The following is a 12833-nucleotide window of genomic DNA, read 5'->3' as shown; positions in this document are numbered from 1 at the left end:
ATATGTTTTTAGTAAAAGACTTTCTTTACTCGTTTTCTGACCATATCGGATATAAAAAAAGCCAATAGGGCAATGAGTGTGAATATGAAAATGATGAGGTAGGGAGAAATGTTTAAGGTTTCGTCTAGTGTTATATGACCCAGAAAGGAATTTTCATAAAGAGGCTGTAGCCATAAAAAGGACTCCGAAAAAATAAGGATACCTATAAATAATCCCACTGTAAAAACGATGCCGTCGATTTTCCCAATACCAACGGCGCATAGACTTGTGCCCGGGCAAAATCCACCGGCAAGAAAGCCAACACCCATAATAAATCCACCAACTAATGCCGCCCATAAATAAGTAGGTTGTACAAAGAGTTGATCCATATTGATCCAGTTTAGATAATCCAAATAATGAAGACCAATTACAGCAACGATTGTAGCTGTTAAGAAAACTTTCAATACAGCAAAATCATAACCGTAAAAAACGCCGACAAGTTTTCTGGAAGAAGAAAATCCAGATGCTTCCATTATAAATCCGAAAGCAATTCCGATCAGAATGGCAAAAACAAAATTCCATTCTGCAGGTATTAATTCATTTGGAATAATAGGTCCCATAATTGTATATTTTATTGATTAAATCCAGTTTTTTCTAAAAAAGTAGGCTACTAAATAACCTGTCCCAAATATGGCCATCATGCTAATAAATCCGGCGGTAGCCAATACCGAGATACCACTTAAGGCAGCGCCACTTGTACAGCCTCTTGCTATTTGTGCACCAAAGCCAAAAAGGAGCCCCCCAATAAGGGCAAAGACCAACCTTCTTTTTCCTGTGATTTTAGGAGAATGCTGAATTTTCAGTTTGACACGTCCGGTCATAGCTCCTGATAGGAAGGCACCCATGATAACTCCAAGAGCTTCAAAAACCAGCCAGTTATTCATAGGTGAACTTTCACCATCGATGAATTTTTTATAATAGGCATTGTTTTCGGTGTGTTCAGGTGAAACCTTATTCACTACTGTGACCACACCACTTTTAACAGCGCCACTTGCTCCAAGACCCCTTCCTGTGATATAAAAGGTGAAAATGATTAATAATCCGAGAAGAAATCCACCAAAATATGGATTCCAATATACGTGTCGATTTTTTTGATTTGTCTTTTCCATAGTATCAATATAAGTATCTGGTTAATTGCCCGGCTTCAACCATGACCATTCTAAAAACGAGTCCACCTATCAAGATTAGAACCGCCGGAATAATTACAGGGACCTTATAACCAAGGAGCTCTATCCCTTCCAGGATTGCAGGAAATATCAAGCCGAGTATGATCACAAAAACAAAGAACATAACGGTATAGTCTCCTCCGATCAATATGTCAAGTGCCTCAAGTTGGACAGCAGATCCTGCGTACATTCCCATAATCATGTGAACAATCAATGCTAATTCTATAAAAATCAATGCAAGGTCAATCTGACTGAAGAGCTTGCGCTCTAGGTGATCCTTTGAAAATAGTATGATGCAGGCGGCTCCTGTAGACAGCCCTGATATTAAAAATAACGGACCTAAAATGGCATTATTCCAAAGGGGCCTTGCATTGAATGCAGATAAAAGGATTCCGGTATAGATACCAAGGATTAGAGATAGTGGCAATAATATGATCGCTAGATTTCTTCGATTCTTAATAAGAAAGCCTTCCAGATTTTTTAACGCTTTTATTTTAAGGTCCCACTTAGGGAAGATTTCTGAAAAATAACTAAAAACCCATAAGAATGACCCAATCGTGACTAAGAGCAAAACCCAGGCTCCCCATGACATGGGAGATTCTAGTCTGATAGTTGTGTACAAACGCCATACATAAAGCTTATGAGTAAGATCATAGAACAAGGCTAATAAGCCAATACTCAAAGCAAAAAGCACGATAATCATCGCTGGTTTGATGGCAGTTTGCACTTGTTTTTCACGTTTTAGTATAGTGAACAAAGTGGCAAAGAATATGATTCCTGCCGCCATTCCTCCTAAAAAAAGATAAAGTGATATCGGGAAATGCCATACTTCGAGATTTGGATCGATTTTTGGGATATTTCTTCCGCTGATAAATATTTCTTCTTGCATGATGATTCAGATTAAATTAGATAGTAAACATTAGGCTTGGTTCCGGCTTCGGGTGCCAAGACCTTAAACTTTCTGGAAGCAAGTAAATGGGATACCTTACTTGTTGGGTCATCAATGTCTCCAAAATACATGCATTTGGTAGGGCATACAGAAACACAAGCTGGCAATTGACCCTTTTTCAATCGATGCGCACAAAAAGTACATTTGTCAACATATCCATCAGGGTGTTGATATCTTGCATCATAAGGGCATGAGGCAATGCATGCTCCACAACCGATACATTCGTCAGCAGTGACCAATACAATTCCACCTTCAGCCTTATGACTGGCTCCAGTTGGGCAACAACGCACACAAGGAGCATTATCACATTGGTTACACCGTTCAGACTTCAATTCAATCTCGACATGTGGGTAGGCACCATTTACTGATTCTGTAACCCAGTCTCTACAATAACCAATGGGTACACTATTCTCAGTTTGACAGGCAACCACACAGTCACTACATCCTACACATTTTAATGTGTCAATGACCATCGCATATTTCATAACAATACCTCTTTAGTTGGGTTCTCGATTAATATTTTCACAAAGTTTCCCCTCATTCCGGTACCACCCATTAGAGGATCAACTTTTATTCTACTGATCAACTCAGTGTCACTAGCTCCTTTTCCATGAGCTCGGCTCAGTTTTTTATTATTATGTCCAAATCCGTGATACATGTAAACAGAATCCCATCTGATTCTTTCTGTAACCCTTACTTTAATTGAAAAACTTGAAATAATTCCATCTTGATTTTCGAGCCAAACGTATTGGCCATTTTTTAAGTCTTCAATTCTGGCGACTTTTGGATTTACCCAAAGCGTATTTTCATCAGTCAGGTCACTCAGGTTAGGATTGTTGATCGTCCTGCTGAAAGTGTGCATTGGAGATCTTCCATAGTTGAGTCTGTAGAAGCCTTGATCCGGACTTTCATGTGATGTATAAACAGGCATGGGATCGAGCCCAAGTTCTGCCAGATCTTCTGAATAAAATTCAATTTTCCCGCTTGTGGTAGCGAATTCATGTGCTTTGCCTTTTTCCATGTAGAGAGACCCTGATTTTCTTTTAAAGTTCTTTACACCAATTTTTTTCATTTCTTCCAATGAACTGCCCATTTCATTTAATTGCCATGCAATAACTTCTTCAAAATCATTATAATCAAAGTAGGCTTGGAGGTCAAGTCGCGTTCCGATTTCTTTAGCCATCCACCAGGCAGGTTTGGAATCGTATTTTGGAGGAACAGCCGGGCATCTCAGCGCAATAGAAGGTTCTCTGTTAGTTGCAGATCTGATTCCGTCATATCTTTCTAAATAGGTGCATTCTGGTAAAATGACATCTGCGTAGCCGGTTATTTCCATTGGCATGGTATCCATAACGACCATGAAATCAAGGGATTCTATTGCTTTTTCAATCATGGCACGCTGTGGTACTGAAGTAACTAAGTTAGTACCTGCTACAAACCAGCCCTTGATAGGATATTTTGGGTTGTTTTCAGGAATTGAGGCTTTGATTACTTCCATTGTATTCCCCATTTCTGCAAAAGGATATTTTTTGCCCAGTTCCTTCCATCCCCATTTTGGATGTGGATAAGCAGGATGTGGATATTTAGGCACTTTAATTTTTTCTTTAAAATAAAAGCCTCCACGATTTCCCCAAGAACCTAAAAGCCCATTGAGCATGGCAATTGCGCGCTCTCTTTGCGCATCATCACCATACCATGTTACATGTCTTCCGGGATGTATAATTGCAGCTGGAGCTGCAGCAGCCATTACTCTGGCTGTTTTTCTGATTTCTTCTGGTTTAATGGTTGTAATACCATAAGCCCATTCAGGCGTAAAAGGTTTTACATGTTTCTTCAAGGCCTCGAAACCATGACCATGTTGCTCAACATATTCTTTATTATAAATATCTTCATAAATCAAAACATGCATCCATGATAGTAATAATGCAATATCAGTAGCAGGCTTTATGGCGAGCCAATGTTGTGATTTACTCGCTGCTGTTGAACATCTTGGGTCAACAGTTATAATATTTGCCCCATTGTCAATCGCATCAGACATTTCTTGTACCTGACTATTATGCATGTTTTCACCGATATGCGAACCGATCAAAACCAGACATTTGGTGTCTCTAATATCAGTGGGTTCAGGTGATCCGACCCACGATCCAAATGTTAAACCGAAGCCGGTTTCTCTGGGGCCACGGCATTGTGCATAGGCTGGTTCAGCAATGGTATCAGATCCAAAGGCTTTAAAAAGATGTTCCAGATGACTACCCGGAGAACCATGTTTTATTAAGGCCATTGACTCCGACCCGTAAGTATCTTTAATTTGTCGCATGTTTTTAGCGACAAGATCAAGTGCTTCTTCCCAAGATGCTTCTCTAAAAGTATCTTCGCCGTTAATTTGAGTTCTGATTAAAGGTTTTTTTAAGCGATCCGTATCGCTGTACATTCCAATACCTCCGGTTCCTCTGGGGCAAAGACGTCCATAACAGTGAGGATCATTATCATTCCCTATAATTTTTTGAATGTTATTGTTTTCATCTGAATAGGCCCAAGCTGCACATTTCCAGAAACAAACCTCGCAATAGGTTGCAGATCGTTTTAGCGTTGCCGCTGTTGCAACACCTTTCTTGTTAGAAGTCAGATCTGAAGGTATGGCGCCTAGAGCAGAAGTACTAATAGCAATTCCACTGGCACCCATTGCGGATATCTTGATAAATGACCTTCTTGAATTAACCATGCTGTAATAGTTTTTATTGAATACCTGCTTTACACTTTATTACAGATATATTTCGGGTAAAATTAGAGTGACATCACTGTTGTTTAGATGATAAAAATCATATTGAATTGTGACCTCGGTCACATATAGAAGAATAAAACATGTCATTACTCATACTTTTCATTCTTACATCTTGGTAATTTTGTTCAAAACACAAGAATGACCTCAATCAAAAAAAATCAATTGAGAAGTATCTGGCTCTTTTTGGCATTGGTGCTGATTGCTGGTGTTTGGTTTGGGTTGAAGTTTTTTCAAAATGATCAACAGGGTTTAATGGATTCAGAAGCATATGCAACTATTGAGGTTTCAAAAGAATCATGTACTGAATGCCATGTGGAGATGACTGGATTTTCATCTTTTCACGACCCTAAGCTTCTTGGTTGTGTGGTTTGTCATTTAGGCAATCCGGCTAGTTCAGACAAAGATTTGTCACATCAAGATATGGTTGTTATCCCAGGAAATTTAAGTGACGCAGAATTTACCTGCGGCACCTGTCACAAACAAGAATTAGAGAAAATTCAACACTCATTGATGACAACCAATAGCGGTTTGGTGGCCGTTGATAAATATATTTTTGGCGAGAGTGATTCGCCAGATCATCATTTTGATATTCGTGATTTGGGTCATAGCCCTGCGGATGATCACCTTCGTGATCTATGTGCAAATTGTCATTTAGGTGCCGAAAAAACTGAGCTGGGTGCCATTTCTCAGTTGAGTAGAGGAGGAGGTTGTAATGCTTGTCATTTGAACTATTCCGAGGAGGCGTCAAATCAGCTCGATGACTACCTTGTTTCAGGAAAAACAAAATTGGCTCAAATGCATCCTTCAACGGATGTTTTTATGAGTGACACACATTGTTTTGGTTGTCATAGCCGGTCAAGCAGGATATCTACCAATTATATGGGGTGGCATGAAACATTATTGGATGAACTACCAGCATCAGAAAACTATAAGCAATTTGAAGATGAAAGAATATATGAGTTCAAAGGAGCTGATGTACACCATTCAAAAGGCCTGTTATGTATAGATTGTCACAGTTCTCATGAAGTGATGGGGGATGGGAAGGATTATTTACATGAAGAGGATGCCGTAAAACTAAGTTGTTCTGATTGTCACTATAAGGAGGAGCCACTGACAGTAGCTTACGATGATTTAGATATCGAATCTTCCTTGGTTTTTATGCACCGAAATTACCAGCATCAGGAAAAGGAAATGTTGAAAGTAGCCGAAGATGGTCATCCGCTTGTAAATACTTTTATTAATGACAGAGGTGAGGCGTATCTGATAGGTAAAAAGGATGGGAAAGAACATTTGATAAAGAAACAAAGTGATATCTGTGCCAGAGATGAAGCGCATCAATCTTTAAGTTGCTCCTCCTGCCATTCACAATGGGCTCCCAGATGCATTGGCTGTCACAATACCTACGATAATGATAAACAAGGATATGATCTATTAGAAAAGAAATTGATTGAAGGAACCTGGATAGAACATGTTTTTGAATTTGAAACGGGTCTTCCGGCTATGGGAGTGCGGATAACTGAGGAAGGAAGAATAGTAGAACCAGCTATACCAGGAATGATTTTATCTATCGATAAATCTGCTCATGAGGCTTCATCATCAAATGAGCCTGTTTTTGAAAGATTATACGCAGCTAATGCACCACATACTACGGCAAAAGAAGCCAGGTCATGCGAATCTTGTCACCTTGATCCTGCATCTCTGGGTTATGGTAAAGGCAAGCTACGCTATGAAGTAAATGGCAAGTCTGCAACCTGGAACTTTGAACCAATCTATTCAGTAAATCCAATAGATGGTTTGCCTGAAGATGCCTGGATTCCATTTTTGACTGAACCGAGTTCCAAAAAACTATCTACACGCAGTGACTTTAGACCATTGAGTGTAGCTGAACAGCAAAAAGTCTTGACTGTGGGAGCTTGTTTACAATGTCATTCGAAAGATTCTAAAATCATGACTGAATCTCTAAAAACTGGATTAAATCCGTTACTTTTGAAATTGTCAGACAAATGTCTGCTACCAGATTATTAGTATATGATGCGTTATAAGAGATTTTCCAAACCTGTATTTTTATTTTTCATATTGGTTTCATTGTTAGATGTTGTGGGTATTTTTATGGAAAACCCATTCTTGCAAACAGTCTGTAAGCCCATGATTATTCCGAGTTTGATAGCTTGGTATCTGATCAAGACAGATGCTATTAACAAATGGTATGTTATAGCGTTGTTTTTTTCTTTTATAGGAGATGTGCTGTTACTTGATAAGATCAACTTATTTATTTTCGGAATAGCCGCTTTTCTGATCACACAAGTAATCTATATTTTTATTTTTTCAAAGGGCTTAGCTAAAGTATCTCGACAGAAAAAATTGGCATCAATACTGCCTTTTCTTTTATTTTATAGCGTTTTAATTTCGATTTTGTCACCTAATCTGAATGACTTACTCATTCCGGTGATGGTTTATGGAATGGCTATTTCGATTTTTGGGACGATTGCCTTATTGAATTATTTGGCAGTTAAAAACAAATTAAGCATGACCCTTTTACAGGGTGCTTTATTGTTTATCCTGTCAGATAGTATGATCGCATTGAATAAATTTCACGAAGAGCAATCATTTTATCCTGTTACAATCATGTTGACCTATATTGCTGCCCAGTATCTTATAGCAAGTTATATGCTGGGTTCTGAATCAAAAGTTCTGGATAAAGACGGAGTAACTTAACCAGACTATTTGAATAAATCCATTCCTGGAATGTCTGGCATACCTCCTTTGGCAGCAGCGGCCATTTCAGTTTCATTAATTTTATTGGCTTTATCAATTGCATTATTGAGTGCAAGGATCATATAATCTTCTAAAGCTTCTTTGTCTTCAAGCAACTGATCGTCTATAGCGATATTCTTCACTTCTCTATTCGCAGTTACTGTTACGACGACCATTCCATTCCCGGCGTCGCCATCTACCATTACGGTATTTAAACGATTCTTAGTTTCTTCTATCTTGGCTTGAGCTTCTTGTAACTTGGCCATCATTCCTTGCATATCTCCAAACATGATCTTATATTTTTTCGATTAATTAATTGTTTTCGTTCTTCACGAGGATAGCTAATTTAAGAATTTAAGCAATACCCATTATTGATAATGAGATAAATAAAATGTTATTAACATAATATTATCTATTACTTTTGCACTTGCCGATGAAAAAGAAATGTTAGAAAACACAAAAGATACAAATATGTCTAAAAAGGAGATAGTCCCTCCCATAGCTGAAAGGATCCCCAAAGAAATGGAGATTCATGGTGATATTCGAGTTGATGATTATTATTGGTTGAATGAGAGAGAGAATCCCAAGGTCATTGACTATCTAAATGCCGAAAACGACTATTATGAGCATAAGACGGCTCATACCAAACAATTTCAAGAAGATCTTTTTGAAGAAATGAAAGCCAGAATAAAGGAGGATGATGAATCTGTACCTTATAAGAAAAATGGCTATTATTATATTACCAAGTATGAAACGGGTAAACAATATCCGGTATATACAAGAAAAAAGGCTAGCCTGGATGCAGAGGAAAGCATCATGATTGATGTCAATGAACTCGCGAAAGGGCATGATTATTATGCTTTAACGGGCTTAAATGTTAACCAGTTAAATACGGTTGCTGCCTTTGGAGTCGATACTGTGAGTCGAAGACAATACGATATTCAGTTTAAAAATCTTGAAACGAATGAGATCTATCCTGAGATCATTAAAAACACTACAGGAAGCACAGCTTGGGCCAACGATAATAAAACGGTTTTTTATTCCCGTAAAGACCCTGTAACCTTGCGCAGTGATAAAATATTTAAGCATGTTTTAGGGACTGATGTATCTGAGGATGAGTTAATTTTTGAAGAGAATGATGAGGCTTTTTGGACTTTTGCCTATAAGTCAAAATCGAAACGTTTTATCATTATAGGATCATATAGCACCTTGTCTACAGAGTATATGTATTTGGATGCAAACGACCCTAATGGAAAGTTCAAAATTGTTCAACCTAGAGAAAAAGACCTTGAGTACAGTATGGCTCATTACGGTGAAGATTTTTATATCTTAACTAATATGGATAATGCCCTCAATTTTAAACTGATGAAAACGCCAATAGGCGAGACGTTAAAAGAGAATTGGGTAGAGGTTATCCCTCATAGAGAAGATACTTTATTAGAAGATATTTCAATTTTCAAAGAATTTCTGATACTGGAAGAAAGAAATAATGGTCTAAATAAGATTAGGATAAAAAAATGGGATGGATCGGATGATTATTACCTTCCTTTTGATGAAGAAACCTATTCAGCCTCGGTCTATAATAATCCAGAATTTGATACAAATGTAATTAGATATAGTTATAACTCTTTGACAACCCCTAATTCGGTGATCGACTTTAATGTTGATGATCGTTCTAAAGAGGTAAAAAAAGAGCAGGAAGTACTAGGAGGAACATTCGATAAAGAAGACTATCAAAGTGAACGAATTTGGGCGACTACACGAGATGGAAAACGCGTTGCAATATCTTTGGTATATCACAAAAAAACAAAGATCAATGAGAAAACACCTTTGCTTCTTTATGCATATGGTTCTTATGGGAGCATAGTAAGTGACAGATTCAGTTCAGTCAGACTTAGTTTACTTGACAGGGGGTTTGTTTATGCTATAGCTCATGTTCGTGGAGGTGAATACCTTGGTCGAAAATGGTATGATGACGGAAAAATGTTTCATAAAATGAACACTTTCTATGATTTTATTGATGCCGCCAAACACCTGATTAATCATAAGTATTCTTCTGCTGATCATTTATATGCTGAAGGAGGTTCAGCCGGTGGTTTATTGGTAGGAGCAGTAATAAATCTAAATCCGGAACTTTTTAATGGAATTATCGCAGCGGTTCCATTTGTGGATGTGGTAACAACCATGTTAGATGAAAGTATTCCTTTAACTACTGGTGAGTTTGATGAATGGGGAAATCCAAAGAATAAAGAATCATATGAATATATGTTGTCTTATTCTCCTTATGATAATGTGCAAAAGCACGATTACCCTCATATGTTGGTCACAACAGGATTGCATGATTCACAGGTTCAATATTTTGAGCCAGCTAAATGGGTTGCCAAATTGAGGTTGAATAAGACCGGCAATAAACAGTTATTAATGTACACAAATATGGAATCAGGTCATGGAGGAGCATCCGGGAGGTTTGATGCTTTAAAAGAAGTAACTCGAGATTATTGCTTTTTGTTTGATTTAGAGGGGATTAGCGAATAATAATATATTTTATTTTATTGTGATGCCTAATACGCTGATTACATTCTTATTTAGATGATCAGTTATAGTTAAAAAAAAAATACTTAAATTTGCCCGGTTTTTATAATCAAAGCATTGTATTTTTATGAAAAAACATAACGGTATAACTAATAACATATTAGATTTAATTGGAGATACACCATTAGTTCGATTAAATAAAATAACAAAAGAGTTAGACGGTCAGTTCTTAGCGAAATATGAAGCCTTTAATCCAGGGCACTCTATGAAAGACAGAATTGCGACGCACATAGTGGAGCAAGCTGAAAAGAGAGGCATCCTTACAAAAGGAAGTAAAGTCATTGAAACGACTTCAGGAAATACTGGTTTTAGTATTGCGCTTGTTTGTATCATTAAAGGATATGAATGTATTTTAGCTGTTAACTCAAAAGCTTCAAAAGGAAAGATTAATATGCTTAGGGCCATGGGTGCAAAAGTATATGTCTGTCCGGCTAATGTGAGCGCAGATGATCCTCGATCTTACTACGAGGTAGCAAAAAGATTACACAAAGAAACAGCAGATTCCGTATATATCAATCAGTATTTTAACGAATTGAATTCAGAAGCGCATTATCTGTCAACTGGTCCTGAAATTTGGGAACAAACAGACGGTAAAGTAACACATGTTGTCGTGGCGAGCGGAACAGGTGGTACGATATCGGGTGTAGGAAAATACTTGAAAGAGCAAAATCCTGATATTAAAATATTAGGTGTGGATGCTTATGGATCTATTTTGAAGAAGTTTCATGAAACTTCTGATTTCGACACAAAAGAAATTTATCCGTACAGAATTGAGGGTCTTGGAAAAAACCTGATTCCTTCAGCGACTAATTTTGAGATCATTGATGTTTTTGAAAAAGTTACGGATGAGGCAGCTGCTCATAAAGCAAGAGAACTTTCGTTGAAAGAAGGTTTGTTTACAGGATATACGAGTGGGGCGGTAGTTCAAGCTACTTTACAATATGCTGAAAAAGGATATTTTGATAAAGACAGTATGGTTGTAATGATTCTTCCTGATCACGGGTCAAGGTATATGGAAAAAATTTACAGTGATGAATGGATGAGAGAGCAAGGTTTTTTTGATTCAAGAAAACAAGAAAACGCATCCTTAGAAATCATTAGATAGGTGGATAAAGCCAATAAATAAAAGAAAAAGACTGTTTGAATAACAAACAGTCTTTTTCTTTTTTGTTAAAAACTATAAACATAGAAAGTTTTACATTGCAATTTTTTCTATTTTTGCAAATAATTAAAACAGAGGGGTTTTATTAATCCTTAGTTTAAATGAGATAGATACATGAAAGATTTATTTGAAAGAATAATAAAGGATAAGGGTCCTCTAGGTAAATGGGCAGAGCAGGCTGAAGGCTATTATGTTTTTCCAAAACTAGAAGGAAGTATTTCAAACCGTATGAGATTTAATGGCAAAGAAGTCATTACTTGGAGTATAAATGATTATTTGGGTTTAGCCAATCATCCGGATGTTATTAAAGCAGATGCAGATGCTGCCAAAGAACATGGTATGGCATACCCTATGGGAGCCAGAATGATGAGTGGTCATACTGATTTCCATGAGCAATTGGAGCGTGAATGCGCTGATTTTGTAGGGAAAGAGGCTGCCTATTTAGTGAATTTTGGTTACCAGGGAATGGTTTCAGCTATAGATGCACTTGTTACAAAGAATGATGTGGTGGTGTATGATATGGATTCGCATGCCTGTATTATTGATGGAGCGAGATTACATCAAGGGAAAAGATTTACTTACCGTCATAATGACATGGAAAGTTTTGAGAAAAACCTTATCAGAGCTTCAAAGAAGGCTGAAGAATCAAATGGAGGAATCCTTGTGATTAGTGAAGGTGTGTTTGGAATGAGAGGCGAGCAGGGAAAATTAAAAGAGATCGTTGCTTTGAAAAAACAGTATAACTTCAGGTTGCTTGTTGATGATGCGCATGGTTTTGGAACTCTTGGCGCAACAGGAGCAGGAGCAGGTGAAGAGCAAGGAGTTCAGGATGACATTGATGTGTATTTTGCTACTTTTGCAAAATCAATGGCAGGAATCGGTGCTTTTTTTGCCGGTAATAAAGATGTAATAAAGTATTTACAGTATAATATGCGTTCGCAAATGTTTGCCAAATCATTACCGATGACCATGGTGAAAGGAGCTTTGAAAAGGCTTGACATGATTAGAACAATGCCTGAATTAAGAACTAAATTGTGGGAGAACGTAGATGCGCTTCAAAATGGTTTGGTTGAAAAAGGTTTTAACATTGGTAAAACAAATACCTGTGTTACCCCTGTATTTTTAGAAGGAGATATTCCTGAGGCAATGGCAATGGTTAATGATTTAAGAGAGAATTATCGCATATTCTGTTCAATAGTTGTGTATCCGGTGATCCCTAAAGGAATGATTCTACTGCGTTTAATTCCTACTTCGGCTCATAATCTTGACGATGTAAACGAAACGATAGAGGCTTTTTCATCAATGAGAGAAAAACTAGTTAAAGGATTTTATAAAAAAATAGCAGCAACATTAATTTAGCAGCTATTCAGTTAAAAATAAAAAACCGTC

11 protein-coding genes are annotated in these 12833 nt (G+C 37.4%); 5 read left to right on the top strand and 6 right to left on the bottom strand.

Annotated elements, in window-relative coordinates:
* Positions 1–8 precede the first annotated feature (8 nt).
* Genes QWY87_RS17510 through QWY87_RS17490 form a run of 5 tightly spaced genes read right to left on the bottom strand, consistent with a single transcriptional unit; the run spans position 9 to position 4876 of the window.
* Positions 9–599: a YeeE/YedE thiosulfate transporter family protein gene (locus QWY87_RS17510; protein ID WP_290293631.1), complete on the bottom strand. Its 591-nt coding sequence runs from the start codon at positions 597–599 to the stop codon at positions 9–11.
* 18 nt (positions 600–617) lie between these two features.
* On the bottom strand, positions 618–1148 hold the full coding sequence (locus QWY87_RS17505) for a YeeE/YedE thiosulfate transporter family protein (protein WP_290293629.1): 531 nt from the start codon (positions 1146–1148) through the stop codon (positions 618–620).
* A gap of 4 nt (positions 1149–1152) precedes the next feature.
* Positions 1153–2094, bottom strand: coding sequence for an NrfD/PsrC family molybdoenzyme membrane anchor subunit (gene nrfD, locus QWY87_RS17500; RefSeq protein WP_290293628.1), 942 nt, complete (start codon positions 2092–2094; stop codon positions 1153–1155).
* A gap of 11 nt (positions 2095–2105) precedes the next feature.
* Positions 2106–2639, bottom strand: a complete 534-nt coding sequence (locus QWY87_RS17495) for a 4Fe-4S dicluster domain-containing protein (protein WP_290293627.1) — start codon at positions 2637–2639, stop codon at positions 2106–2108.
* Positions 2636–4876: a molybdopterin-containing oxidoreductase family protein gene (locus QWY87_RS17490; RefSeq protein WP_290293626.1), complete on the bottom strand. Its 2241-nt coding sequence runs from the start codon at positions 4874–4876 to the stop codon at positions 2636–2638. Before QWY87_RS17490 ends, QWY87_RS17495 begins: the two co-directional genes overlap by 4 nt.
* A 198-nt stretch (positions 4877–5074) precedes the next feature.
* On the opposite strand from QWY87_RS17490, the gene QWY87_RS17485 reads away from it, so the two are divergent.
* Together QWY87_RS17485 and QWY87_RS17480 are read left to right on the top strand one after the other, a co-directional pair.
* Positions 5075–6961 (top strand): hypothetical protein, encoded by a 1887-nt coding sequence (locus tag QWY87_RS17485; protein ID WP_290293625.1) that lies wholly within the window; start codon positions 5075–5077, stop codon positions 6959–6961.
* A 3-nt stretch (positions 6962–6964) separates the two neighbouring features.
* Positions 6965–7651 (top strand): lysoplasmalogenase, encoded by a 687-nt coding sequence (locus QWY87_RS17480; RefSeq protein ID WP_290293624.1) that lies wholly within the window; start codon positions 6965–6967, stop codon positions 7649–7651.
* A 5-nt stretch (positions 7652–7656) separates the two neighbouring features.
* Here the strand turns inward: QWY87_RS17480 and QWY87_RS17475 are convergent, their stop codons facing one another.
* Positions 7657–7980 carry a YbaB/EbfC family nucleoid-associated protein gene (locus tag QWY87_RS17475; RefSeq protein WP_290293622.1) on the bottom strand — a complete coding sequence of 108 codons (324 nt, stop codon included), beginning with the start codon at positions 7978–7980 and terminating at the stop codon, positions 7657–7659.
* A gap of 181 nt (positions 7981–8161) precedes the next feature.
* Between QWY87_RS17475 and QWY87_RS17470 the strand changes: the two genes are divergently transcribed.
* From QWY87_RS17470 to capB, 3 genes are all read left to right on the top strand, one after another.
* Positions 8162–10225: a S9 family peptidase gene (locus QWY87_RS17470; RefSeq protein WP_290293621.1), complete on the top strand. Its 2064-nt coding sequence runs from the start codon at positions 8162–8164 to the stop codon at positions 10223–10225.
* Between the two features lie 124 nt (positions 10226–10349).
* Positions 10350–11387: a cysteate synthase gene (gene capA, locus QWY87_RS17465; RefSeq protein ID WP_290293620.1), complete on the top strand. Its 1038-nt coding sequence runs from the start codon at positions 10350–10352 to the stop codon at positions 11385–11387.
* Between the two features lie 171 nt (positions 11388–11558).
* A complete protein-coding gene (capB, locus tag QWY87_RS17460; protein WP_290293619.1) occupies positions 11559–12803 on the top strand; it encodes a cysteate-C-fatty acyltransferase in 1245 nt (414 codons plus the stop codon).
* Positions 12804–12833 lie beyond the last annotated feature (30 nt).

Source organism: Lutimonas halocynthiae (genome assembly GCF_030409835.1).
In the GTDB taxonomy this organism is placed as follows: Bacteria; Bacteroidota; Bacteroidia; order Flavobacteriales; family Flavobacteriaceae; genus Lutimonas; species Lutimonas halocynthiae.
This window is presented reverse-complemented; position numbering and strand designations above follow the sequence as displayed.